Annotated in this window: 24 protein-coding genes and 2 tRNA genes; 7 read left to right on the top strand and 19 right to left on the bottom strand. The window is 32.5% G+C overall.

From position 1 onward, the window contains the following. Position 1: 1 nt before the first annotated feature. The 5 genes from IEV77_RS00880 to IEV77_RS00860 form a co-directional block, all read right to left on the bottom strand. Positions 2 to 682: a lycopene cyclase domain-containing protein gene (locus IEV77_RS00880; protein WP_188460936.1), complete on the bottom strand. Its 681-nt coding sequence runs from the start codon at positions 680 to 682 to the stop codon at positions 2 to 4. A gap of 3 nt (positions 683 to 685) precedes the next feature. Further along, positions 686 to 1,135 (bottom strand): sterol desaturase family protein, encoded by a 450-nt coding sequence (locus IEV77_RS00875; RefSeq protein ID WP_188460935.1) that lies wholly within the window; start codon positions 1,133 to 1,135, stop codon positions 686 to 688. Between the two features lie 22 nt (positions 1,136 to 1,157). Further along, positions 1,158 to 1,994, bottom strand: a complete 837-nt coding sequence (locus tag IEV77_RS00870) for a phytoene/squalene synthase family protein (protein WP_188460933.1) — start codon at positions 1,992 to 1,994, stop codon at positions 1,158 to 1,160. A 1-nt stretch (position 1,995) separates the two neighbouring features. Next, positions 1,996 to 3,459 (bottom strand): bifunctional phytoene desaturase/3,4-desaturase, encoded by a 1,464-nt coding sequence (gene crtID / locus IEV77_RS00865; RefSeq protein WP_188460931.1) that lies wholly within the window; start codon positions 3,457 to 3,459, stop codon positions 1,996 to 1,998. A gap of 111 nt (positions 3,460 to 3,570) precedes the next feature. Then, positions 3,571 to 4,998, bottom strand: coding sequence for a fasciclin domain-containing protein (locus IEV77_RS00860; protein ID WP_188460929.1), 1,428 nt, complete (start codon positions 4,996 to 4,998; stop codon positions 3,571 to 3,573). Positions 4,999 to 5,149: 151 nt separating this feature from the next. Here IEV77_RS00860 and IEV77_RS00855 point away from each other — a divergent pair, with 151 nt between their 5' ends. Then, positions 5,150 to 6,022 carry a MerR family transcriptional regulator gene (locus IEV77_RS00855; protein WP_188460927.1) on the top strand — a complete coding sequence of 291 codons (873 nt, stop codon included), beginning with the start codon at positions 5,150 to 5,152 and terminating at the stop codon, positions 6,020 to 6,022. Positions 6,023 to 6,359: 337 nt separating this feature from the next. On the opposite strand, the gene IEV77_RS00850 is transcribed toward IEV77_RS00855, so the two are convergent. Beyond that, positions 6,360 to 7,874 (bottom strand): GH3 auxin-responsive promoter family protein, encoded by a 1,515-nt coding sequence (locus IEV77_RS00850; RefSeq protein WP_188460925.1) that lies wholly within the window; start codon positions 7,872 to 7,874, stop codon positions 6,360 to 6,362. 42 nt (positions 7,875 to 7,916) lie between these two features. On the opposite strand from IEV77_RS00850, the gene IEV77_RS00845 reads away from it, so the two are divergent. Beyond that, complete coding sequence (locus IEV77_RS00845; RefSeq protein WP_188460923.1) at positions 7,917 to 8,708, top strand: DUF2797 domain-containing protein; 792 nt, start codon at positions 7,917 to 7,919, stop codon at positions 8,706 to 8,708. Between the two features lie 6 nt (positions 8,709 to 8,714). Here IEV77_RS00845 and IEV77_RS00840 read toward each other — a convergent pair whose 3' ends face one another. The 4 genes from IEV77_RS00840 to IEV77_RS00825 form a co-directional block, all read right to left on the bottom strand. After that, positions 8,715 to 9,161 (bottom strand): GNAT family N-acetyltransferase, encoded by a 447-nt coding sequence (locus IEV77_RS00840; RefSeq protein WP_188460921.1) that lies wholly within the window; start codon positions 9,159 to 9,161, stop codon positions 8,715 to 8,717. A 5-nt stretch (positions 9,162 to 9,166) separates the two neighbouring features. Continuing rightward, a complete protein-coding gene (rpsU, locus tag IEV77_RS00835; protein WP_188460919.1) occupies positions 9,167 to 9,361 on the bottom strand; it encodes a 30S ribosomal protein S21 in 195 nt (64 codons plus the stop codon). A gap of 41 nt (positions 9,362 to 9,402) precedes the next feature. Next, positions 9,403 to 10,266, bottom strand: coding sequence for a sigma-70 family RNA polymerase sigma factor (locus IEV77_RS00830; RefSeq protein ID WP_188460918.1), 864 nt, complete (start codon positions 10,264 to 10,266; stop codon positions 9,403 to 9,405). Between the two features lie 137 nt (positions 10,267 to 10,403). After that, positions 10,404 to 13,097: an AsmA family protein gene (locus IEV77_RS00825; RefSeq protein WP_188460916.1), complete on the bottom strand. Its 2,694-nt coding sequence runs from the start codon at positions 13,095 to 13,097 to the stop codon at positions 10,404 to 10,406. A gap of 352 nt (positions 13,098 to 13,449) precedes the next feature. Here IEV77_RS00825 and folK point away from each other — a divergent pair, with 352 nt between their 5' ends. Then, positions 13,450 to 14,592 (top strand): 2-amino-4-hydroxy-6-hydroxymethyldihydropteridine diphosphokinase, encoded by a 1,143-nt coding sequence (gene folK / locus IEV77_RS00820; protein WP_188460914.1) that lies wholly within the window; start codon positions 13,450 to 13,452, stop codon positions 14,590 to 14,592. Continuing rightward, entirely contained in the window at positions 14,579 to 15,070 is a 492-nt protein-coding gene (locus IEV77_RS00815) for a GyrI-like domain-containing protein (RefSeq protein ID WP_188460912.1), read from the top strand. Before folK ends, IEV77_RS00815 begins: the two co-directional genes overlap by 14 nt. On the opposite strand, the gene IEV77_RS00810 is transcribed toward IEV77_RS00815, so the two are convergent. Together IEV77_RS00810 and IEV77_RS00805 are read right to left on the bottom strand one after the other, a co-directional pair. Next, positions 15,067 to 15,606 carry an RNA methyltransferase gene (locus IEV77_RS00810; RefSeq protein ID WP_188460910.1) on the bottom strand — a complete coding sequence of 180 codons (540 nt, stop codon included), beginning with the start codon at positions 15,604 to 15,606 and terminating at the stop codon, positions 15,067 to 15,069. The genes IEV77_RS00815 and IEV77_RS00810 overlap by 4 nt on opposite strands. Positions 15,607 to 15,677: 71 nt before the next feature. Then, positions 15,678 to 16,112, bottom strand: coding sequence for a DUF1573 domain-containing protein (locus tag IEV77_RS00805; RefSeq protein WP_188460908.1), 435 nt, complete (start codon positions 16,110 to 16,112; stop codon positions 15,678 to 15,680). A 157-nt stretch (positions 16,113 to 16,269) separates the two neighbouring features. Between IEV77_RS00805 and mutS the strand changes: the two genes are divergently transcribed. The 3 genes from mutS to IEV77_RS00790 all read left to right on the top strand — a co-directional run bounded on the left by mutS (position 16,270) and on the right by IEV77_RS00790 (position 19,165). Then, entirely contained in the window at positions 16,270 to 18,882 is a 2,613-nt protein-coding gene (gene mutS, locus IEV77_RS00800) for a DNA mismatch repair protein MutS (protein WP_188460906.1), read from the top strand. Between the two features lie 96 nt (positions 18,883 to 18,978). Further along, positions 18,979 to 19,050: transfer RNA gene (locus IEV77_RS00795), tRNA-Gly, on the top strand. 31 nt (positions 19,051 to 19,081) lie between these two features. Next, positions 19,082 to 19,165, top strand: a tRNA-Leu gene (locus IEV77_RS00790). 476 nt (positions 19,166 to 19,641) lie between these two features. Here IEV77_RS00790 and IEV77_RS00785 read toward each other — a convergent pair. The 7 genes from IEV77_RS00785 to IEV77_RS00755 all read right to left on the bottom strand — a co-directional run bounded on the left by IEV77_RS00785 (position 19,642) and on the right by IEV77_RS00755 (position 23,924). After that, complete coding sequence (locus IEV77_RS00785; RefSeq protein WP_188460904.1) at positions 19,642 to 19,863, bottom strand: type II toxin-antitoxin system RelE/ParE family toxin; 222 nt, start codon at positions 19,861 to 19,863, stop codon at positions 19,642 to 19,644. Then, positions 19,856 to 20,101 (bottom strand): hypothetical protein, encoded by a 246-nt coding sequence (locus IEV77_RS00780; protein WP_188460902.1) that lies wholly within the window; start codon positions 20,099 to 20,101, stop codon positions 19,856 to 19,858. Before IEV77_RS00780 ends, IEV77_RS00785 begins: the two co-directional genes overlap by 8 nt. Positions 20,102 to 20,288: 187 nt before the next feature. Then, the gene (locus IEV77_RS00775) at positions 20,289 to 21,119 is read right to left on the bottom strand and encodes a glycosyltransferase family 32 protein (RefSeq protein ID WP_188460900.1); all 831 of its coding nucleotides are present in this window, start codon (positions 21,117 to 21,119) and stop codon (positions 20,289 to 20,291) included. Positions 21,120 to 21,198: 79 nt separating this feature from the next. After that, positions 21,199 to 22,083: a ChaN family lipoprotein gene (locus IEV77_RS00770; protein ID WP_188460899.1), complete on the bottom strand. Its 885-nt coding sequence runs from the start codon at positions 22,081 to 22,083 to the stop codon at positions 21,199 to 21,201. 9 nt (positions 22,084 to 22,092) lie between these two features. After that, positions 22,093 to 22,848, bottom strand: a complete 756-nt coding sequence (locus tag IEV77_RS00765; protein ID WP_188460897.1) for an NYN domain-containing protein — start codon at positions 22,846 to 22,848, stop codon at positions 22,093 to 22,095. Between the two features lie 98 nt (positions 22,849 to 22,946). After that, positions 22,947 to 23,477 carry a hypothetical protein gene (locus IEV77_RS00760; protein WP_188460895.1) on the bottom strand — a complete coding sequence of 177 codons (531 nt, stop codon included), beginning with the start codon at positions 23,475 to 23,477 and terminating at the stop codon, positions 22,947 to 22,949. Positions 23,478 to 23,627: 150 nt separating this feature from the next. Then, positions 23,628 to 23,924, bottom strand: coding sequence for a chaperone modulator CbpM (locus IEV77_RS00755; RefSeq protein WP_229736552.1), 297 nt, complete (start codon positions 23,922 to 23,924; stop codon positions 23,628 to 23,630). Positions 23,925 to 23,926: the final 2 nt, after the last annotated feature.

Genomic DNA, 23,926 nt, shown 5'->3' with positions numbered 1-23,926 from the left:
TTTACACCTTTCGCTTAAAATAGTTATACAATTCAATATTCATAAAAATCATTAATAACCCATAAACAGAATCTTCAATTGGGATGTTAAATAATCTGATTCCTAAATTTTCAGCATCGTTGTACCAAACAATAGGTTCTACCAAAAAACTCCCGGTTAATACACCATTGCTTAAAAAGAAGAAAGGCAATACAAAAAAATAGCTGAGGTAATGCAAGGATAAATCTGTCTTTTTATAGACTAGAAATATCAAATAAAAACTGGTGGCGAAAAAAGTGACAGCTGTGTATAATTTGTTGTAATTGAAAATGGCTACAATTAGCAAAACCGCAATAAGAATATAAGAGATAAAAGTTTGAGACCTCTGTAATATATTCGGTTTAAAAAAATACTGAAAGGCAAAATAGCTAAACACACAGGCGTAAGGAATACAGATAAAAAATAAAACCTCTTCAATTGGTAAATTACCTATTTTAATACCTGTCAAATAGGTTTCATTAAAACCCCAAACACCAATTCCTGTAAATATAGAATCCCAAATCACGAATAATAAAGTTACAATAAGATTGGCTTTGAAAAATGGTTTACAATCTTTATAAAACGCGTGTTTCGGATAAAAGCTAGCTATAAAAGGCACGAAAACACAAGCTAAATTTACCAATAAATAGGTGTAGACTTCCATGAGTTATTTATTATGATATTTCTCTGGAACAAATAACATTCCAAAACATTCGCCTTTTTCCTTGCCTAAATGTTTATGATGCACTTTATGAGCTTTTCGTAAACCGATAAGAAATTTATTCTTCGTGTTTTTAAACCATTTAAAGCGCTGATGAATTAACACATCATGAATTAAAAAATAGGTTAAACCATAGAAGAAAATCCCCAAACCAATAAAAAACATAAAGTTTAATTCTGGAATGGCTCCAAAATAGAATAAGAGGATACTTGGAGTGGCAAAAATGATAAAAAAAGTATCATTTTTTTCAAACACATGTGGGTATTTAGGTTGATGATGGTCTGCATGTAAAATCCATAAAAATCCATGCATCACATATTTATGCGTGAGCCATGTTACTAATTCCATTAGTGAAAAAGTAGCAAGGGTTATTAAAATGTATAATAGAATGTTCATAATGAAAGTTACTGATTTTAGATTAAAAAAAGTTTAACTTATATCTGATATACGACTTAGTAAGAATAAAAACTTTCAACGCATTAGAAATCCGGATACGGCCACTTAGTATTTTTTCAGAATCTGCCTTTTTTAGTTTCTTAAGCAATTTTAAATAATATCTGTAAGCAATATAAACACCCAATTTACTTTCTAAAGGTAGCTGGATAATCCCTTTGTAAGCTATTTCTAAATCTCGGTCAATATCTGCTATAATCTCTTTTTTGTTGCCGTTATTCAATGTGTTATGGGATAAATTAGGGAAATAGGAACGTCCTAATAACTCTATATCATCCTTAATGTCTCTTAAAAAATTTACTTTTTGAAAAGCGGAACCTAAATGTTTTGCCGAATCTTTTAATTGGTTGAATTTCTCTTCATCATTATTTACAAACACACGTAAACACATCAAACCAACTACATCTGCTGAACCATAAATGTAATTGTCATAAGCTTCCTTGGTTGTGTAATCTGTAACATATAAATCTGCTTCCATTCGTTTTAGAAAATCATCAGCGTATGTATATAATTTGTAATGATGAACAACTTCCTGAAAGGCATTAATTATGGGATTTAAACTTATTTTTCTATCTAAAGATTTCTTATAGTCTTCAACAAAATCCTGAAATAAATCTTTCTGATTATATCCTTCAAAAGAATCTACAATTTCATCTGCATAACGTACAAACCCATAAATGGCATAGATATGTGGACGTACTGAAGGTGCAAATAATTTAATGCCTAAAGAAAACGACGTACTATACGTATTTGTAACAATTTTGCTACACTTTAGGCTGGAAGTATCGAAAAGTTGTTTCATTTTAATGATATTTTAATATTAAATCACTCACAATTTTTCCTGAAATTAAGGAAGGTGGAACTCCTGGTCCGGGAACTGTCAGTTGGCCACAGAAATACAGATTATCTACTTTTTTACTTTTTAATTTTGGCCTAAGCACATGGGTTTGTGTGAGTGTATTTGCCAAACCGTAAGCATTGCCTTTATAGGAATGGTAATCGTCTTTAAAATTATTTACACAATAGGATTCTTTAAATAGAATGTGCTCTTTTAAAGTTTCACCGGTTATATCTTCGACTCTATCAATTAACTGCTTGAAATAATGTTCTCTAATTTCTGGTGTATCTTCAACATCTGGTGCAATAGGAATTAAAAAAATACCTGCTTCTTGTCCTTTTGGTGCGGTTGAAGCATCTGTGATACTTGGAAAACTAGCATAGAACAACGGTTTTTCTGCCCATTCTTTGGTGTCGTAAATGGTTTTTGCATGAGCGTCAAAATCGGTATCAAAAAATAAGGTATGATGAGATACATTTTCTAGTTTTTTATCAAAACCAACATAAAATAATAGGGCAGAAGGCGCAAATACCTTCTTGTCCCAATAAGCTTCTGAGTATTGTCTTAATTTTTGTGGTAATAAGGTTTCTGTATGATGATAATCCGCTCCACTCAATAAAATATCACAAGGAAAAAAACTAGTTTTTGTAGTCACTCCTGTTACTGTGTTGTTTTCGATTTCTATATTTTCAACCTCACTATCAGAAATAATTTTCACACCTAAACTTTGGGCAAGAGTAGTCATGGCTTTTACAACTTCGTACATGCCTCCTTGCGGATGCCAAGTGCCAAGTTTGAAATCGGCATAATTCATGAAATTATAAAATGAAGGTGTGTTACTTGGTTTTGCACCCAGAAATAACACTGGAAATTCTAATATTTTTTGAAGTTGTTTGTTTTTCACATAACCAGAAACTTGATTTTTTATGGTTAAAATGAACTCATAAAGTTTTAAGAAAGTTTTACGATTAATGATTTCAAAAACATGTTCTCCTGGTTTGTAAACTAAATCTTTAATGGCAATATCATAATTCCTATGAGCCTTATTAATAAATTTTTGAAGCTTTTTACCACTTCCTTTTTCTATACGCTCGAAGGTATTCTTGATATCTTCAAAATTATCTGATATGGATACTGAATCTTTTTTGCCAAAATAAATCTGATAAGCAGGATTAAGTTTGTTTAGGGTATAGTGCGCCGAGACTGAGGTATTGAAATCGTTAAAAAAACGTTCAAAAACATCTGGCATCCAATAAAAAGTTGGACCAATATCAAACGTGAAGCCATCTCTTTTTAATTGTCTAGCTCTACCTCCTACAGTTTTGTTCTTCTCTAAAACAGTTACTTCATAACCTTGATTAGCTAAGTAGCAAGAGGCTGAAAGTGAAGAAAATCCTGAACCAATAATGATAATTTTTTTTGTTTTCATTTGTCTTTTTTAAAAAAATAAACCGACAACCATAAGAGTTATCGGCTTACTACTAACCAACCAACTATAGCCTATTCTTTTTCATAATAATTTAAAGACGATTTATTTATTTTATAGATTTGGAATCATCACTTTGTTAATAACATGGATCACGCCATTTCCAGCTTGAACATCTACAGCTATTATTCCAATATCTGTCGCTCCTGAACCATCTGTAATATTTGCAATATTCCCTCCTGTTCCAGGAAGTGTAATGGTTATATTATCTCCTTCTAAAGTAGAAGCAGTTGTGTTTCCTGGATTGTTTAAATCGCCAGAAATTACATTTGCCCCAGCAATAACGTGGTGTAATAAAACTTGGGTTAAAACTCCTTCGGCAGGTACTGTTCCTAATGCAGAGAATGCATCGTTTGTTGGTGCGAAAACCGTAAAGTCTGGGTTAATGCCATCTCCATTACCTCCTTGAGTTCTAGATAAAATAGATACAAAGTCGGTTGCCGGAGTTAAATCTGTTAAAGCTGTTACTAATGTTGAGAAGTTAGGATCTGCAACAGCAAAGGTTACAACTGTTGGAATATCTATAACAGTATCTACTGCATGGATAATTCCATTGGTTCCTACAACATCTGCTTGAGCCACTGTAGAAAATCCGTTAAACATAACACCACTACTTGTATTAAAGTATAAACTCATAGCATTTCCGCCAGCTCCTGTTGCTCCTGTATTTGTATATCCTGAACCAGCATCAACTAAGTAACTAGAAGTAATTGAAGACCCTATAATCACGTGATTTAATAGTATTTGAGAAAGTGCTGCAGTATCAACGTTTCCTAAAGGAGTTCCATCTAAAAATGTAGTAAATGCATTATTGTCTGGTGCTAGAATTGTAAAAGGTCCAGTTCCTTGAAGAACATTTACCAAATTCCCGTCTGCAGCTCCTAAAGCAGCAACTAAACTTGAAAAAGATGGATTTGCAAGTGCATGATCCACAACATCTGGTAAACCTAATACGGCATTTATTATATGAATAGTTCCGTTAGATGCATCTACATCTGCTGTTGTTACAGAGGCTACGCCGTTAAACATAACACCATTCATGGTATCAAAAAAGATACTGATATTTTGATCGCCTGCACCTGTGGCGCTACCTGAAGCATATCCAGAACCTGAAGATATTAAATCGCTAGCCTTAACATCGGCCATAATTACATGATTTAACAGAATTTGAGATAAAACATCGGTCGGTACTTGCTCTAAAGAGCTAAAACCGTTGTCTGAAAGAAACGTAGCAAAGGCTGCGTTTGTTGGAGCAAGTACTGTAAATGGTCCGTTACCACTTAATACGTTTACTAAATCTCCTTCTGCTCTAGATAAAGCGGCAACCAAAGAGCTTAATTCTGGAGTTCCTAACGCTATCTCAACAATATTTTCCTGTTGTGGAGTTGTTGGAGTAGGCAGCGTGCTATCATCGTCATTACTACAAGAAGTAATAAATATAGATAGGCTAAATAATACGAGGTAAAAAAGTTTTGTTTTCATTTTGTCTAAGTATTTTAATTATAACTTGGACAAATATAGTAATAAATTTTAATACTGTCCAAGTAAAAAGTAAAAAAGTTAGACAAAACATTTTTGAGTTTTGTCGTTTAACAATATTTTTTGTTTAACTTTGTCTGGTAAAACATTAGACATGAGTACATATTCTATGGCGCAAATTGTTGCGTTAACAGGTGTTAAAGCACATACATTACGTAAATGGGAAACCAGATATAGTTTCTTAGCACCATCAAGAACCGAAACAAACATTAGGTATTATACAGATACTCAATTGAAAAAATTGATGAATATTAGTATTCTTACCCGAAATGGGTATCGGATTTCTAAGATTGATAAAATGTCGGAAGAAGATATCAACAGTGTTGTTGCCACCAAATTAATCCTTGGTAAACAAGAGGATGACATTAGCTCCCTAGTCGTGAGTACACTTGAAATGGACGAAGTTGCTTTTAACAATGTATTAAATGCTCAGATTAAAAAAAAGGGACTATTACATACAACTACCCAATTAATATATCCTTTTTTAAATCAGATTGGTGTGCTTTGGGGCATTAATAAGGTCATGCCTGCTCAAGAGCATTTTGTTTCTAATTTGATTAAGAAAAAAATGTTTTCAGCCATCGATCAATTACCCAATGCCGATAAAAATGCTCCAATTATTTTAATGTTCTTAACAGAAAGCGAACATCATGAAATAGGGTTGTTACTCGCCTATTTTGTTGCGAGAAAAATGGGATGGAAAGTATATTATCTAGGGCAGAATGTGCCTACTGAAAATATCAAGCAGGTTGTTGAACTTGTTCAGCCTAAAGTAATGTTATCAATGTTTATTACACCAACTCATGAATCATTAAAACTCAAGTTGGACACTATTATAACACAAGCAGGTATTCCCTTATTGGTGTCTGGCAATCCAGGTATTATGGAAGGGTTTATGGATGATAAACGTCTTACTTACGTGCCTCATCCAGACGATTTTATAAATATATTAAAGGAACAGCAATAAGGTTATTTAAAAAAAGCACGTAAAAATAAAAACCCACTCTCTAGATAGGTATCTGGTTCGAGTGGGATTTTATGTAGGGTATGGATTTTAATTAATAATTTGACACTATATTTTGAAATATTCCTAAAACTATAAGAAAATTTGTTCTAAAAAAACGACAGCAATTTGGTATTTAATTGGTTGATAAAATGCCAAATTGATATCGTTTAAGATTAATAGCATGGTAAATTTAGCATTTTGTTTGTAAGAAAAAAATGACTGACTCCATTTTTAGATGAAGGACAAAAAATAGTCGTTGTAAAAATATTTTTTTCAATTTTCCTCGTTTAAAGGTTTCCTATTTGTTCAGATCCAATAAGGCATCTAAATAATCACGAGTATTAGAGAGTCTTGGTACTTTGTGTTGTCCTCCAAGTTTATTGTTTTGCTTCAGCCAGTCGTAGAACAGTTGTTCTCTTGCAATATGAATGGTTGGTTTATTAAGTGTCATGTTGTTGTATCGCTTGGCTTCGTAATCAGAATTCAAGGCTTTTAAGGCATTATCAAACAGCTCATTAAAATAATGGATGTCTGCGGGAGGTGTTTTGAACTCTATCAACCACTCATGAGCTCCTTTTTCCTTGCCTTGCATAAAAATAGGGGCAGCGGTATATTCCACTATTTCAGCTTTGGTTTTTTTGCATACTTTTTTTAAAGCATCTTCTGCGTTTTCGATAATTAACTCTTCTCCAAAAGCATTTATATGGTGTTTCGTTCTTCCTGAGACTTTAATTCTGTAAGGACTTATGGATGTAAATCTAACGGTGTCGCCAATTTTGTAGCGCCAGAGTCCTGCATTGGTAGTAATAATAACAGCGTAGTTTACGTTCATTTCTACTTCGCTAAGTGGAATAATTTTTTCATTTTTAGTGCCATAGGTTTCCATGGAAATAAACTCATAAAAAATACCATAATCTAACATAAGAAGTAATTCGCTAGAATTGTTTTGGTCTTGGATGGCGAAAAAGCCTTCAGAAGCATTGTAGATTTCATAATATCTAAAATCTTTCTTTGGTAGAATATTTTTGTATTGCTCTTTATAAGGAAGAAAACTTACGCCTCCATGAAAATATACTTCTAAGTTAGGCCAAATATCAAGTAAACTATTTTTTCCTGTGGTTTCTAAAACATTGTTTAGTAGAACCAACATCCAAGATGGAACCCCAGCCAAACTAGTCACATTTTCTTGAATAGTTTCGTCTACAATAGCCTGCATTTTTTCTTCCCAATTGCTCATTAAAGAGACTTTATTACTAGGAGTACTACTAAATTCTGCCCAAAAAGGCATGTTATCTATTAAAATTGCGGAAAGGTCGCCAAAGGTTGTCCCATTCTCTTTGTAAAGTTCTTTACTACCTCCAAGTCGTAAACTTTTACCTGTAAATAATTGCGAATTTTCATTATTGTTCAAATACATGCAAAGCAAATCTTTACTAGCTGCGTAATGACAATCTTCAAGAGAGTCTTCGCTTACAGGAATAAATTTACTTTTTGCATTGGTTGTGCCACTAGATTTTGCAAACCATTTAATAGGCTGAGGCCAAAAAATATTATTCACTCCTTTTCTTGAACGTTCAATGTTTTCTTGGCATTCTTCGTAGGTTGAGACGGGAACGCGATCAGCAAATGTTTTATAATCTGTAATAGATTCAAAACCATATTGTTTACCAATTTCCGTGTCTTTTGCCTTATTGATAAGTTGTAAAAGTAATTCCTGCTGTACTTCATTAGGATACTTTAAAAACAAATCAATTTGATGGAATCGTTTTTTTAAAAACCAGGAAGCAATAGAATTTACTATAGGAATTGGCATATTTGCATTATATTTAAGAAAATAAAAATAAGACTTTTTTTTATGACTTACCAAGGTGTTTTAACAAAAATGAAAACAGAATTTTCTGATCCCGTTCAATATTATTTAATATTTGAAACAGATTTCATTAATATGAATCAGTTACTGGGAAAGACAATAAACATTCAGTTTGTAAAATACCAATGTTTAAATTGTAGTTTGAATAAACCTATTTACAGACAAGGGTTTTGTAAGAGTTGTTTTTTTGAAATTCCACAAGCAGCAGATTGGATTATAAGACCAGAATTAAGTACAGCGCATTTAGACCAAGAAGACAGAGATTTGGAATATGAAAAACATGTGCAATTGCAACCACATATTGTGTATTTAGCTAATTCTAGTAATGTAAAGGTTGGAGTGACCAGAAAAAGTCAGGTGCCAACGCGTTGGATAGATCAAGGAGCTCATGAAGCCATTGAAATTGTTGAAGTACCAAACAGATATTTGGCTGGTATTACCGAAATAGCTTTAAAAGATTACGTAGCTGATAAAACAAATTGGCGAACTATGTTGAAAAATGAGATAGCAGACGAAGATTTAGTGATTTGGAGAGACAAGTTAAAGCAATACATTCCAGACGAGGCTAAGGACTATTATCTGGCTTCAAATTCTGAAACGAATATCCATTTTCCAGTTTTGCATTATCCAACAAAACCTAAAAGTTTGAATTTAGGAAAAACACCCAACTACACTGGAAAATTAGCAGGAATAAAAGGGCAATACCTGATTTTTGAAGATGACACCGTTTTTAATGTGCGGAGTAATGAAGGTTTGGTGGTGACTATTTCTATATAGTAGAAATCAACTTTTATTCAGTCGCATTTCTAGATATTTATTAGAAAATCCTAAGCTTTCATATAGTTTTATAGCTGGATTGCTAGGTTCTACATGCAAGGCAATATCGCCTTCGGCCAAAGAAATAGCTTCTAAAAGGAGTTTTTTCCCAATACCTTTCCCTCGGGCATTTTCATGCACAGCAATATATACCAAAATATTTTCTGGAATATAACCGTTCATGCCCGTTTTATTGATAATGGTTATCCCTTGAAGCATATCGTGTTCTTTGATAACCAATACAAAACCTCCAAAGGAAGTAACATTGTTTTTTACTGCATAATCCAAGCATTTAGTAATATCTTCTTTGGTATCACTAAATTCCTGTAAATGTGTATGTAAAAAAATTACAATGTCTTGTTTTTCTTCTTCTGAAGGTTTTATTTTAGAATGATATACTTTAAAAGAAAGCATATTTTCTAAATATCCTCTTGATCTCTTAAGTTTTGAATATATGAAGCTTTTTGTAATTGTCTTCTTTTTTTCACTGAAGGTTTAGTGAAAAACTGATTTTCTCTAATATTCTGCATTATTTTCACATTTCTGTGTTTCTTTTTGTAGCGTTTTAGAGCTCTATCAATTTTCTCTCCTTCTTTAATTTCAATCTTTATCATGTGTTTCTTATAAGGGGGTAAAGTTAAACCTTAATATAGGCCTAACCTAAATATGTTTTAAGTATTTTGTTTTTTGAGGTATGTCTTAATCTTCGGATACCTTTTTCTTTTATTTGTCTTACACGTTCTCTAGTCAAACCAAAGGTTTCACCAATTTCTTCAAGACTCATAGGTTGTTCGTTACTAATTCCGTAGTAAAGTCTAATCACATCTGCTTCTCTTTGAGACAGGGTGTTTAAAGCACGATTGACTTCTAAGTTTAACGAATCACTCATCAGTTCTCTATCTGGATTTGGTGACTCACCAGATTTAACAACATCGTATAAGCTAGAATCTTCACCTTCTTTTAAAGGAGCATCCATGGATAAGTGACGTCCAGAATTTTTTAAGGACTGTTTTACGTCACTAACGGTCATTTCTAACTCGTTTGCAATTTCTTCAGGACTTGGAGGTCGCTGATGCGCTTGTTCTAAATAAGAATAAGCTTTATTGATTTTGTTAATAGAACCAATTTTATTTAAAGGCAAACGTACAATTCTAGATTGTTCTGCTAGAGCTTGTAAAATGGCTTGTCTTATCCACCAAACAGCATACGAGATAAATTTAAAACCTCTGGTTTCATCAAAACGTTTGGCAGCTTTAACCAATCCTGCATTTCCTTCATTAATTAAATCCGGTAATGTTAACCCTTGATTTTGGTACTGTTTTGCAACAGATACTACAAAACGTAAGTTAGAGGTAGTTAATTTATCTAAAGCAAGTTGGTCTCCTTCTCGAATACGTTGTGCCAATTCAACTTCTTCATCGGCTGTAATTAAAGGGAGTTTACTAATGTCTTGCAAATATTTATCTAAAGACTTAGATTCTCTATTTGTAACTTGCTTTGTAATTTTTAATTGCCTCATTCAGATTGCTGTATTAGTGTGAATCTATCAATGTAACCTTTTAGCTGACAAATCCAAGTAAAAGAGCATTTCTTTTAAAAAATTATAAACTAAATTCCTGATAATCAGTAAAAGTTAACATATAATTAGGATTTACATTAATTAATGGAATCTGTCTTTTTAGGTTTTTTGTTCAAAGATTCGTTTAATAGATCTTTAATCGATTTTGGTTTTGTTGTCGTTATTGAATCTTTCGGCTTGGTTGAACCGCTATTAATAATTCCATCTAAAACATTCTTTATTGGATCGGAAATTGGGTTGGTTGTACTAGTAGAATCCTTTGGAGTAGTAGGATTTTGGGTATTGGCAACACCTCCAATTAATTGTAATAATTGATCTTTACCCTGATTTAATAGTTTCTGTTTTTCAATTTCTATAAGCTGTTTGGTCAAGCTTGTAACACCACTAGTTAAATCTGTTTTTACAACGGGTTTATTAAAAGTTCCTGTAATATTGGCAGAAACTGGAATGGATAAGTTATTCACGGCTTGTTCATCTATTTTTCCAATTAATCGATTAATATCACTTCCTAAATATTTTGCTGGAACTTGGAATACGGCGTTGTAATTCATGTTGTTAGTAAAGCTATGAGAACCGTCTATGGTAATCCCAATATCTTTATAGCTAACATTAAAAGGCTTGATGTTTACCATCCCATTTTCGAAAGTTAGATTGGTTTTTAAGTCTTTTAAATCTAATTTGCTAAAATCGACAAAACTAAGTGCGTTGTCTAAAGCACTTATAAGTGCTTCATTTTTAGGCTTAATTTCTGTAGTTTGTAATTCGGCAAAAGCATTACCGCTAATACTGTTTAAATCTGGTGTGAAACTGTCATCTAAATTTCCAGAAAGTGAAATAATACTATTTAACTTTCCTTGAAGGGCGCTAGCAATTGGAGCTAAGCTTTGCAGGAGTTCTAAACCGTTGAATGCTTGAGAAATATCAAACTGATTCATGTCTAAATTCATCATGAATGTTGGGGTAGTTGTAGCTGTATCTACATAACCATCCAACAAGAGTTTCCCATTAAAAATATTAGAACTCATATTTCTTAGTACCGCTTTTTCATCCTTTATATATAAATTCCCTTTAACATTGGATAAAGTTAGGTTATCGTAATAGACTGTTTTAGCGTCTGCATTGATTTTACAGTCTAAGAAAGCTGGGATTTTAAAAGCTTCTGTAGGTGTTGCGTTTTTGTTTTCTGAAGTGTTTGGAGTAGTTTCTTTCATAAAATCACTCACGTAAAATGCGTTGGAATTTACATTGAATTCTCCTTCTAGTTTTTTGTCGCTAAAAACAAAACCAAGTAAATTATTAATGGTTCCATTGGCTTTTATATCACTTTTCCCAGTAGTTGCATCAAATTTATTAAGATTTACAGTTGTAGGATTAAAAGTGATGGTTGCTTCCGAAATTTCAATTGGATTCACTAAGTCTTCCGAAGCAAATTTGAAACCTTTTATATTCAAATTCCCATTACTTTTTATGCGTTGGTAAGCATTGGTTTCAATGGCATCCATATCGAAATTAGTCTCCAATTTAGCAATTAAAATACCTGTAAGATCATTTTCTAAATCTATAGGATAAGCTTGGCTTAAATTGGCAAGATTTATAACTCCATCAACATTCGCATTTACTGTGATGTTTGAAGTCAGATTTCTAATAACAGCCGACGATTTAAAAACATCTTGATCAATTTTAAAATTCAAAGTTTGAAGATCTACATAAGTGTCATCTGCAAGACCTGTTGAATTTTTAATAGATGCATTTATTGAAATGTTTTCCACGCGTTTTGGTAAATCAGGATATTTAAAGGAAGCATCGTTAGAAACCATGTTAATATCTAGAGTGGGAATTGTTTCTTCAGTTATTTTACCCTTAATAAACCCTTTGATTTTAAAATTACCCGTGGTTTCTACATTGTCCAAACTTTTAGAATATGTTTTAGGAATTACTGCTAGGAAATCTTTAAAATCGGAACCTGGGTTTTCAAAGGTTATATCAACTTCCTGACCATCTTCAAGCATCTGCACATAACCTTGAAATTCTAATGGTAATTGATTGATTAAAGCTTTGTTTTCTTTAAAGGTATATTTGTTATTGGTTAAATCTAAACCAATTAATGCATCTAGTTTAAGCTCGTTATTGCTTAAATATTCGGTGCTATCAACTTTTAAGCTGACTCTGGCGCTTGTTTCTGTGTCCAACTCTGAAACGTCACCTGAAAAAGTGCCTTTTCCTGAATGATTTAATTCTGTAATATAAAAAGCAGTGTTCGAGGCTTCATCTAAATAAGTTAAAGCACTATTTACTATGGCATAATCTTTAATATCTAACGTAAAGCCGCTAGATGAATCTTTAGGCGTATTTGTTTGTTCATCCTCTTTTTTAGATATGTCGTAATTAGTTTCGCCTCTCTTATTTGTTTTAAGAATAATAAGGGCTTCCTCTAAATTGATTTCATTAATTACAATCGGGTCTTCACTTGCATTTTTAAACAATTCTTTAACAGACATGTTTAATGAAATGTTTTTCGCCGATGCTAAAGTTTCGTCTTTAAAAGGTTCGAAATTGGTAATTACCAAATCGGTTACTTGAACCTGAGCTTGCGGGAAACTTCTAATAAAACTTAGGCTAACGTCACTAAATTCAACATGTGCATTTAAATTATCGTTGATGGTACGTTTAACAATCTCTTTTATTTTGGACTGAAACACATAAGGAATAGCTATTAGTAATAGCAGGATGGTTAGTAAGGTGATTCCAGTAATTTTTAATATTTTTTTCATGTAGGGTGATTAGTTTATGTAAGTATATACGTATAAAATAAGGCCAAGGTTGTCTAAAAACAAAAGTTTAATAAAACTTTAATATTTTAGTAGGTCTATGTCCTGTTTCGTTTTTAAGTTGAAAATGTGTTTTAAAAGATTAATGCCAAAATTGGGTAATGGTTTGTATAAAACCTTAATATGAAAGTTAGCAATTATTGAGCTACTAAAGTTGTTTCGGACAATAGTGCAGATAAATTGAGGGAGAGTCGTTGTGCAGCAAGTTTGTATTTTATGTTCATCTAAAATTGTGAATAAATAGGCTTGGTAAATATAAACTTTTAAAAATTCTTTTAGTTAATTTGTTTTTTCAATGGATACACAACGCAAAATTTTCATTTCTCTAGGTAGCAATAAAGGCGATAGATTAAAATATCTTCAAGATGCTATAAACCTGATTTTTCAAAAAATTGGTAAAATAAAAATCATTTCTAAAGTCTACAATACGCCTGCACTTGGCTTTGAGGGAGACTATTTTTATAATTGCTGTATTATTTTGGAAACGGAAATATCTCCAGAAAAAGTGATGCTAGGCTTACTAGAAATTGAAAATTCTTTAGGGAGGGTGAGAGATGAGCAGGTAGGTTATCAATCTCGAACTATCGATTTGGATATATTGTTTATAGATGAAGAAATTATAGACACCAAATTACTTCAGGTGCCACATCCAGAACTTCACAAACGAAAATTTGTTTTAAAACCTTTATTGGAAATTTCACCCAAATTAGCGCATCCCATTCTACATAAAAATATCGCCGTTTTGTTGGAGGAATGTGAAGATGCAAGTAACTTAGAATCTATTAATATCTGGCTAAAAAACCCAAGCAAACAATTTCAATTTTCAAACTATAATTATATTGCTATTGAAGGTAATATTGGTGCAGGGAAAACGAGTTTAACAAAAATGATTTCTAAAGATTTTAATGCGAAGTTAATTTTAGAACGTTTTGCTGAAAATCCATTTTTGCCAAAATTCTATGAAGATTCTAAGCGGTATGCCTTTACTTTAGAAATGTCTTTTTTAGCCGATAGATATCAACAAATTAGTGACGATTTATCGCAATTAGATCTTTTTAAAGACTTTATAATTAGTGATTACGATATTTATAAATCCTTGATATTTTCTAAAATTACGCTTTTAGAAGACGAATTCAAGTTGTATAGAAAACTCTTTTATTTAATGTACAAAGACATTGCAAAGCCAGAATTATATGTGTATTTATATCAAAATACGGAGCGTTTGCAACTAAATATTAAGAAAAGAGGACGAGATTACGAGCAGAATATTGAAAATGATTATTTAGATAAAATCAATTCTGGCTATTTAGAGTTTCTAAAAAATCAATCGGAATTGAATGTGAAAATTATTGATATATCAGATAGAGATTTTGTTGAAAACAGAGCTGATTATCTTTGGCTTTTAGGTGAGATTTGTAGTAAAAATGATGAAACATAGAATTGAAGAAACTAAAGATAGATTGGTTGTTGGTATAAAAGCCAACATGAGTTTACAAACAATCCAGCAAGAAACTGGAAATTTGGCGAGGCAGTTTATGCCTAGAAGACATGAAATTTCTTCTCGCTTAGGAAAACACGTGTTTTCAATTCAAGATTATGGAGAACTTGAAATGAAAGATATAACAGCTCGAACTACATTCGAAAAATGGGTTGGCGTTGAGGTTTCAAATTTAGACGACATTCCGAAAGGTATGGAACCGTTTATTTTAAAAGCTGGTACCTATGCCGTTTTTACTTATAAAGGAGCTACCCAGGATTTCCCAAAAAGCCGTCAATATATTTTTCAGGACTGGTTACCAAATTCAGACTTCGAATTAGACAACAGAGCTCATTTTGAGGAACTATCTGAAAACTACAGTAAATATTTACAAAATATCGAAGAAGATGTTTGGATTCCTATTAAAGGAAAAGACTAATTTTTTAAAGCAGATAGCTTAGAAAATAAATCCCAAATAACAACACCACAACTCACAGAAATATTTAAAGAATGTTTGGTTCCAAACTGTGGGATTTCTAAAACGACATCGCTATTAGTAACTATATTTTGAGCTACTCCTTTTACTTCATTCCCGAAAACTAAGGCGTATGTTGTTTGTTGTTTAGGCGTAAAGTCGTTGAGCATGGTGGCATTCTCGGCCTGTTCAATAGAGACTATTTTGATATTGTCTTTCTTGAGTTTTTCAACTAGGTCTATGGTGTTTTCAACATATTCCCAAGCAACAGCATCCGTACTTCCTAAAGCCGTTTTATGAATGTCTTTGTGTGGTGGCGTTGCAGTGATACCACAGAGATAAATTTTCTCAATTAAAAAAGCGTCGCTTGTTCGAAAAACGGAGCCAATGTTATTTAAACTTCTAATGTTATCAAGTACAATAATTATAGGTGTTTTTTTAACGCCTTTAAAATCTTCAACACTTAGTCTGTCTAACTCGCTATTTTTTAATTTTCTCATGCTGTAAATATCCAAAAAAAAACTTCCTTTAAAAAAAGGAAGTTTTAAATATAATTTTTAAAATGGAATTATTAGTTAGCCTCAACAGGTGGGTTCACTGTACCTTTAATTTTAATCACTTTAGTTGGTGCATTAACTGCATTCGACGTTAAAGTGATGCTTTTAGAAAAAGCTCCAGTTCTATCTGTTGCATATTTTACTCCTATAACAGCAGATTCACCTGGTGCAATTGCTCCTTTTGGCACTGTAGGAACTGTACATCCGCAAGAACCTTTAGCATTTGTTATTACTAGTGGTGTATTACCTGTGTTTGTAAATTTAAATTCTCTGTTTCCGTCCGATTTGTTCTCAATAGTTCCATAATCTATGGTTTCCGATTCAAACTCAATCATGGCGCCATCTTCAGTAACGACAGTTCCTGGGGCACTTGTTTCGATAGCGTTTTGAGCTACACTTACTGTCACCATGGCAAGCATAGCGAAACTTAGTAAAAATAATTTTTTCATATGTATAAAGTTTTTATTTAATTAAGATTTACCTCAAAATTACTTAAATAATACAAAAATGTTATTAGATTTTTATTTTTAACATTATTTTATAACAACTATTAAATTGACTAAATTCGCATTAAATTGAATTTAGACACTAAAAAGCACCTGAACCTTGGCAAAAGAAATTAAAAAAGTAACGCCTTTAATGAAGCAGTATAATGCGATTAAGGTTAAATATCCTGATGCCTTGTTGTTGTTTCGCGTAGGAGATTTTTATGAAACTTTTGGTGAAGATGCTATAAAAACAGCCGGCATTTTAGGGATTATTTTAACTAAAAGAGGTGCAGGAAGCGAAAGTGAGATTGAATTGGCTGGGTTTCCTCATCATTCTTTAAATACTTATCTGCCTAAATTGGTAAAAGCTGGTGAACGTGTTGCTATTTGCGATCAACTAGAAGATCCAAAGCTTACTAAGAATATTGTAAAACGTGGTGTAACCGAATTGGTGACTCCTGGAGTGGCTTTTAACGATGAGGTTTTAAAATCTAAATCCAATAACTTTCTGTGTTCGGTTTATTTTGGGAAAATCCATATAGGTATTTCCTTTCTTGATATTACAACTGGCGAGTTTTTAACATCTCAAGGGAACCAAGAGTATATAGATAAACTTCTTCAGAATTTCAGTCCGAGTGAAGTACTTGTTTCGAAACAAAAACGAAACAATTTCAAGGAGGCCTTTGGCGCCGATTTTCATACTTTTTATTTGGAAGATTGGGTTTATCAAATAGATTATTCTAATGAAACCTTAATCAAACATTTCGATACTAAAACCTTAAAAGGATTTGGAATTGAAGATTTAGACGAAGGAATTATTGCTTCAGGATCTATTTTACATTATTTAGCAGAAACCCAACACAACAAACTACAACATATTACTTCTATTGGTAGAATTGCCGAAGACGATTATGTCTGGATGGATAAATTTACCATTAGAAATCTCGAATTGTATTATTCTACAAATAATAATGCGGTTACACTTTTAAATGTTATTGATAGAACCATTTCTCCTATGGGAGGACGTTTGCTTAAGCGTTGGTTGGCCTTACCTTTAAAAGATATTAAGAAAATAAAACAACGCCATGAAGTGGTTGATTTTTTGAGTAAAAATAAAAGTTTTCTTCAAAAAATTCAGAATCACATCAAACATATAGGCGATTTAGAACGCTTAATTTCTAAAGTCGCAACAAGTAAAGTGAATCCTCGGGAGGTTATTCAGCTTAAAAACTCTTTAGAAGCTATTGTTCCTATAAAAGCCTTGGCTTCAAATTGCGATAACGAAGCTTTAAAAGTGATAGGAGATACGCTTCAAAGTTGTGAAGTGCTTCGAGAAAAAATTAAGGAAACCTTAAATGAAGATGCCCCTGTAAATGTCTTAAAAGGCTTTACTATTTCTGAAGGTTTTTCTTCTGAATTAGACGAGTTACGTGGGTTATCTCATTCAGGGAAAACCTATTTGGATAATATGCTGAAGCGTGAAAGCGAACGCACAGGAATCACATCTTTAAAAATAGCTTCAAACAATGTGTATGGTTATTATATTGAAGTTAGAAATTCGCATAAAGACAAAGTGCCTGCTGAATGGATTAGAAAACAAACCTTAGTCAATGCAGAACGTTATATTACCGAAGAACTTAAGGTTTACGAAGCGAAAATTCTTGGTGCCGAAGAGCGTATTTTAGCCATAGAGCAACAGTTGTTTGCAGAATTAATTACTTGGATGATGCAATACATAAAAGCAGTGCAACAAAATGCTCAAATAATTGGGCAATTGGATTGTTTGTGTGGGTTTGGGCAATTGGCAAACGATAATAACTATGTGTATCCAATTTTAGATAATTCGTTCGATTTAGATATTAAAGACGGGAGACATCCAGTTATTGAAAAGCAATTACCTCCAAGTGAGGCTTATATAGCTAACGATGTTTTTCTGAATAGAGATACGCAACAAATCATCATGATTACTGGGCCAAACATGTCTGGTAAATCGGCTATCTTACGTCAAACAGCGCTTATTGTGCTCTTGGCTCAAACTGGGAGTTTTGTGCCCGCAAAAGAAGCGAGAATAGGTGTGGTGGATAAAATATTCACTAGAGTAGGAGCGAGTGACAACATTTCGATGGGAGAATCTACTTTTATGGTAGAAATGAACGAAACGGCTTCTATTTTAAATAATCTTTCTGAAAGGAGTTTAGTTCTCCTTGACGAAATAGGAAGAGGAACCAGTACTTACGATGGGATTTCGATAGCTTGGGCTATTAGCGAATATTTACATGAACATCCGGCGAAAGCAAAAACACTTTTTGCAACCCATTATCATGAATTAAATGAAATGACCGAAACTTTCGCTCGGATTAAAAACTATAACGTTTCGGTAAAAGAATTGAAAGACAACGTACTTTTTTTAAGAAAGCTTGTTGCGGGTGGATCAGCCCATAGTTTTGGAATACACGTTGCTAAAATGGCTGGTATGCCACAGCAAGTCTTACATCGTGCAAATAAAATATTGAAGAAATTGGAAAAATCGCATTCTAGCGAAGAATTAACTGAAAAAGTAAAATCGCTAGATAATGACATGCAGTTAAGTTTTTTTAATTTGGATGATCCTTTGTTGGAAAATATTAAAGAAGAAATTTTACATCTTGATATTGATACACTTACGCCTGTGGAAGCGCTTATGAAACTCAATGAAATTAAGCGTATGTTGGTAAAGAAAAAGCTGGCTTAAAAATAAATTTAATTTTTTTTTAAAAAAGGCTTTGCTATTCGCATAAATATTTTAAATTTGCAACCGCAATCGAGGGATTGTACGTTCATTAAAACTGCGAAAGTAGCTCAGGGGTAGAGCATCACCTTGCCAAGGTGGAGGTCGCGGGTTCAAATCCCGTCTTTCGCTCTATACGCTGATTAAGATAAAAATATACCAAGCTGAAGTGGTGGAATTGGTAGACACGTTGGACTTAAAATCCAATGTCCATTAGGACGTACGGGTTCAAGTCCCGTCTTCAGTACAGATGAAAAGTCGAAACGAAAGTTTCGACTTTTTTGGTTTAAAAATTTACGGAAAGCTCGCTTTCCAGTAAATTTTTAAACCAAAAAAGCGATTCATTTTTATGAATCGACTTTTCTCAACATGTTGATATGGGACTCGACGAAGTCAAGTCCTTTTTTACTTCCAAATCCTTTTCTTACTAGCAAGTTTTTAAACCATAAATGCAATCCAACCTTTTGAATCGACTTTTCTCAACATGTTGATATAGGACTCGACGAAGTCAAGTCCGTTTATTTTAAGATGTTAGTTTTTTTAATCTAGTCAACATTTAGGCAACCATTCTCCTGTTTAGTAGTAGAGCTTTGTTAGTCTTTTAGTTTTAAGAGTTTTGTTTAGTAAGAATCTGTCTATTTAAAGAATCTTTTATTTAAAACGTTTTTTCGGATTATTTCTAGTTGCGAATACTCTATATATCTTAACCATACTGTGTTCAGTCTAGTATAATAATACAAAAGGATATTTTTTTACTGGAACTTGTCTAAAGTCCTTATAAACAATTTTAAACTGGTTTGGGTTTTGTTCGAGGTAGTTAATAGATTTCTTTATTTCAGTAAGGAAGTTATCAGCAATAATAGTAGAAATATTACTATACCAATCAAAAGAGTCTGCGATATCTATTTTTGCATCATCTTCTAAAGTAACATGATATTTAGGCATTGTTTCGAGTTCTCACGTAATGCTCAACGTCTGTCCAGGAGTTAAAAACAGATTTTCCTTCAACTTCTTTTTGAGTAGCTACATCTAAAACTTCCTTTTGTTTTTCTGTAAGCTTATGGGTTTTAGATTCAAACCATTCTTCAGGAAGCAAATTAAGGAGTTTTATTTTTTCCTTAACAGGAAGTTCCTTAAATGCTTGAGCTAATTGCTCTACTGTTAGATTTGGTGTTGTTGCCATAATACAAATATAATGAATTTTGTTTATTAAATACCGAGAACCAAGTTCATGAAATGAAACAAGCGAAGATTTTATCTGAGGCGCTTTTCTCAACAATTTGATATAGGACTCGACGAAGTCAAGTCTGTTTACATCATAACCTTTTCACTTTAAAAGGTAAATAAACAACTTGTAGTCCCATATTAATTTAAGTAGCTAAGAAGATTAGCAAGTACAGCACAAGGGCCATGAAGCAGAGAATAGATACTAAAATAAGGGTGTTTTTATCAAAGCCCGAACTCCAATCTTTTACATTTTGCGATTTATAAAACTCTGCTTTGCTCAATCCATTTCCTAAGTGGAAAGTGGTCTCATCGTAATTAAAAAGAAAAGAATCATTAGGTAAGTTTTCTTTATAAGTTTGAAAATGCTTTGAACTTTTTAGTATATTTCTAAAATTCTCCATGACATCACTTCCAGGTTTTCTTCCTTTTCTTTCACCAAAAACCACTTCTGTTAAGGCTCTCATATATAAAGGTGGGCCCAAATGAAATACCCCACGAGGGTTAATCCAATATCTGCCCTTTAGATTATAGTCAATTGCCTTTCTAAAGATGGGATTGTTTTTGCAACTAATCATGATGTCTTGAGAGAAATCGACGTCTCCACAAGTTGGTAAGACACACTTGGTTTCACTTTTTATAATGTCGCTAAAAGGAATGTTAACATACCTATCTATATCTATGTAAATACCACCTTCGTCATACATTTTTAGTAATCGCCATAAATCTATTTTCTCGACAATTTTTTTATTCTTTATTTTAAAATAGTCCCATTTTTTAAGGTTGTTTTTGAGATAGATTTCCACATCGTCATCATCACTAATTTCTACTTTGTAATCTGGGTTGATTTTTATTAGATTTGTAATACCATTCAGTATTATAGGAGATTGGTTATCCAAGATACTCTTGTTTTTCCAAGAGATGTGAATTAATTTTGGTATAGATCCATGACCTGATAAATCTAATTTTATGGACATTTTAAATATAAATTTTAATGTTTTTCAATGATGTTTTTCTTGTAAACCTAATAAACTTAGTTATCTAAATTAACCCATTTTATCCTTTTGTCTGTGTCATATTATCTGCCACCACAATAATATAATTGGCAATTTCGGCTCTGTCATCTTTGCTCAATTCATCCCATTCCGATTGTAAAACAGTGGTAACCGATTTAATATCTAATCCGGGTTGCATTTTATTAATCCACCAAATAATACCTTGATTATAATTAGAGTGATAAGAGCCTTCAAAATGAAAGAGGAAATCACCAGGACTAAAATTTTGTAAAGAAAAATAGGCCATGGTTGCATCTTTAGATGCTTGTGCAATTTGTATGTTTAACATGTTTGGTGGTACGTGTCCTCCCATATTATCCGCCATTTCAGCATATGCTTTTACCGTAGGATCGAAATAGGTTTCTAAATCTGGACCAATCATGGCAAGGGCTTCGGGACTTAGTTCTTTTAAAGCGTCCATGCCTTTTTTGCTTAACATGGAAGCATAACGCCTTGGAATGTTGGTCGCTATAAAACGTAGGTTATTGTCTTTAGCAAACTCTACTAATGGCTTATAATCTGTTTTGTAATTACTCCATAATTGAGTAATTTCTGGAAGCATTTTATCTTCAGGGTAGGAGCCTGCTAAATATTCGTTTAAAACTAATTGGTTGCCATTCTCAAACATTTCGGCACCAAAATAAAGTTTGTCTCCATTAGTTTCAAAGAAACTTTTACTCATTTCCAATTGCAACCAGTGGGAAATTGGGTTGTTGTGATATTCTCCAAAAAAGACCATATCACTTTTAGATAAATCTTTAATCATTTTATCGTAATCAACTATTTTTCCATCGTTTTTAAACAATTTGTAAGCTGGTTTGTTTTGAGCAGAAATGAAGCTTACAAAGAATAAAAGGATGCAAGCTGTTAATGATATTTGTTTCATTACTTCTAATTACTTTTTAATTTTTTTATTGTGTTGTTCCATGTTTTGAACAAAAATTAACTTGTGTTTGCTTTTTGGTGTTTCTCGTCGTTCAACCTCAAAGCTCCCTATAGATTTAATCATTGGAGTTAATTTTTCAAAGCCATAATTTCTAGAATCGAAATTAGGCTGTTTTTTTTGAAGTAAACTTCCAACATCTCCAAGAAAAGCCCATCCTTCTTCGTCTGATAAATCGTCGATGGTTGTAGAAATTAATTTTATAACTTGTGGGGTGATTTTATCAACACTGTCTTTTTCTTTCTCTTTGGTGCTGGCATCGTCTTTTTGTTCAGATTGTTTTCTTAGAATTTCAACGTATATAAATTTATCGCAGGCTACAATAAAAGGTGTAGGAGTCTTTTTTTCGCCAATTCCTATCACTTGCATACCTGCTTCTCTTAATCTGGTAGCTAATCTTGTAAAATCGCTGTCGCTAGAAACCAAACAAAAACCATTTACTTTATTGGAATAGAGAATGTCCATGGCGTCTATAATCATGGCAGAATCTGTTGCGTTTTTTCCTGTAGTATATGCGTATTGTTGAATAGGGGTAATGGCATTTTGTAGTAGGAGATCTTTCCATCTAGTAAGATGAGGTTTGGTCCAATCTCCATAAATTCTTTTAATGGTTGGATTGCCATATTTCGCAATTTCTTCCATCATTTCTTTTACGTGAGCCGAAGGAATATTATCGCCATCTATAAGAACTGCTAAGTTTAAATTCATATCGCTAATTTTGGTTTTTAATGATTTCTACAAGATATTGAATTTTCAGAAGCAACTTCAAATCAAGGCAATTAAATATGGTTTAAGAGTTAAATAAATTAGCTGCTAACATTCACATAAGTCCCAGAATATTCTCCTGTAACTATTTCGCCATCTTGTCTGGTAAACGTAAATTCAAAATCAATATGTGTGTCTGAAAAAGAATTTATTATAAAGTTAATTTGCGTGGCATACAGATCTTGATTCATGTTATCAAGTAATCTGGTTCCTCCCTCAATATAACCGTTAACTCTTGACGCATTTTCTGTAATTCTATAATCTAACAGATCTTTTGGTCCAATTTCAAAATCAATACCTAGATAATCAACATACATCATATCTATTCCTGAATCGATATTGTTTGATTGGAGGATATCTATATTGCTTAACATAATTGCCAAATCACTGGGGTTATCATTTTGGGTGTTTTCATCATTAATATATGCAAAAGGAGTATTGTAATAAGTATTGCCAATTTGATAGCCTCCAATGTTTTGATTTTCAGCTTCTGGATTTTCATCATCATCGCTAGAGCATGCTAAAAAAATTAATCCTAAAAATAAGATAAGAAGTAGGTTTTTTATTTTCATCTGTGGTTTTTTATTTGGGTTATTTGGGTTTTGTTACTGAAAGAAATTTATAGTCCATTTAAAATACTTTATTAAAGAAATCATGTTATTTCAGTCTAAATCTTAGTCGGTAATTCAAGTTCTAGTTAAAAATAAATCTCCTTTTCTTGCTTATTCTGCCTGGTAAAAATCTATTTTATTATTGAGGTTATTTATTTCGTCTTGAAGATTTTCTACCTTATTAAGTAAATTTGAAATGGCATGAATACCTTCTAAATTAATGTCCATTTCAAAATGAAACCGAATGAGTTTCTCAATGTTTTTAATTTGCGTTATTTGTACAAATTGGGTGTTTTCTGTGGTTACAATCTCAATAAGCTCGTAATCATATAACGAGTTTATAAAAGTTTCTGGAACTTTATAAATGACACAAAATTCTTGAATTGATATTAAATTTTCTTTTTCCATAA

This window comes from Xanthomarina arctica (assembly GCF_014638915.1).
Classification (GTDB): Bacteria; Bacteroidota; Bacteroidia; order Flavobacteriales; family Flavobacteriaceae; genus Xanthomarina; species Xanthomarina arctica.
This window is presented reverse-complemented; position numbering and strand designations above follow the sequence as displayed.

What these genes read in the sequence shown, in the direction of transcription:
- IEV77_RS00880 (WP_188460936.1), bottom strand. Translation starts at nt 682, where the DNA reads ATGGAAGTCTACACCTATTTATTGGTAAATTTAGCTTGTGTTTTCGTG.
- IEV77_RS00875 (WP_188460935.1), bottom strand. Translation starts at nt 1,135, where the DNA reads ATGAACATTCTATTATACATTTTAATAACCCTTGCTACTTTTTCACTA.
- IEV77_RS00870 (WP_188460933.1), bottom strand. Translation starts at nt 1,994, where the DNA reads ATGAAACAACTTTTCGATACTTCCAGCCTAAAGTGTAGCAAAATTGTT.
- crtID (WP_188460931.1), bottom strand. Translation starts at nt 3,459, where the DNA reads ATGAAAACAAAAAAAATTATCATTATTGGTTCAGGATTTTCTTCACTT.
- IEV77_RS00860 (WP_188460929.1), bottom strand. Translation starts at nt 4,998, where the DNA reads ATGAAAACAAAACTTTTTTACCTCGTATTATTTAGCCTATCTATATTT.
- IEV77_RS00855 (WP_188460927.1), top strand. Translation starts at nt 5,150, where the DNA reads ATGAGTACATATTCTATGGCGCAAATTGTTGCGTTAACAGGTGTTAAA.
- IEV77_RS00850 (WP_188460925.1), bottom strand. Translation starts at nt 7,874, where the DNA reads ATGCCAATTCCTATAGTAAATTCTATTGCTTCCTGGTTTTTAAAAAAA.
- IEV77_RS00845 (WP_188460923.1), top strand. Translation starts at nt 7,917, where the DNA reads ATGACTTACCAAGGTGTTTTAACAAAAATGAAAACAGAATTTTCTGAT.
- IEV77_RS00840 (WP_188460921.1), bottom strand. Translation starts at nt 9,161, where the DNA reads ATGCTTTCTTTTAAAGTATATCATTCTAAAATAAAACCTTCAGAAGAA.
- rpsU (WP_188460919.1), bottom strand. Translation starts at nt 9,361, where the DNA reads ATGATAAAGATTGAAATTAAAGAAGGAGAGAAAATTGATAGAGCTCTA.
- IEV77_RS00830 (WP_188460918.1), bottom strand. Translation starts at nt 10,266, where the DNA reads ATGAGGCAATTAAAAATTACAAAGCAAGTTACAAATAGAGAATCTAAG.
- IEV77_RS00825 (WP_188460916.1), bottom strand. Translation starts at nt 13,097, where the DNA reads ATGAAAAAAATATTAAAAATTACTGGAATCACCTTACTAACCATCCTG.
- folK (WP_188460914.1), top strand. Translation starts at nt 13,450, where the DNA reads ATGGATACACAACGCAAAATTTTCATTTCTCTAGGTAGCAATAAAGGC.
- IEV77_RS00815 (WP_188460912.1), top strand. Translation starts at nt 14,579, where the DNA reads ATGATGAAACATAGAATTGAAGAAACTAAAGATAGATTGGTTGTTGGT.
- IEV77_RS00810 (WP_188460910.1), bottom strand. Translation starts at nt 15,606, where the DNA reads ATGAGAAAATTAAAAAATAGCGAGTTAGACAGACTAAGTGTTGAAGAT.
- IEV77_RS00805 (WP_188460908.1), bottom strand. Translation starts at nt 16,112, where the DNA reads ATGAAAAAATTATTTTTACTAAGTTTCGCTATGCTTGCCATGGTGACA.
- IEV77_RS00785 (WP_188460904.1), bottom strand. Translation starts at nt 19,863, where the DNA reads ATGCCTAAATATCATGTTACTTTAGAAGATGATGCAAAAATAGATATC.
- IEV77_RS00780 (WP_188460902.1), bottom strand. Translation starts at nt 20,101, where the DNA reads ATGGCAACAACACCAAATCTAACAGTAGAGCAATTAGCTCAAGCATTT.
- IEV77_RS00775 (WP_188460900.1), bottom strand. Translation starts at nt 21,119, where the DNA reads ATGTCCATAAAATTAGATTTATCAGGTCATGGATCTATACCAAAATTA.
- IEV77_RS00770 (WP_188460899.1), bottom strand. Translation starts at nt 22,083, where the DNA reads ATGAAACAAATATCATTAACAGCTTGCATCCTTTTATTCTTTGTAAGC.
- IEV77_RS00765 (WP_188460897.1), bottom strand. Translation starts at nt 22,848, where the DNA reads ATGAATTTAAACTTAGCAGTTCTTATAGATGGCGATAATATTCCTTCG.
- IEV77_RS00760 (WP_188460895.1), bottom strand. Translation starts at nt 23,477, where the DNA reads ATGAAAATAAAAAACCTACTTCTTATCTTATTTTTAGGATTAATTTTT.
- IEV77_RS00755 (WP_229736552.1), bottom strand. Translation starts at nt 23,924, where the DNA reads ATGGAAAAAGAAAATTTAATATCAATTCAAGAATTTTGTGTCATTTAT.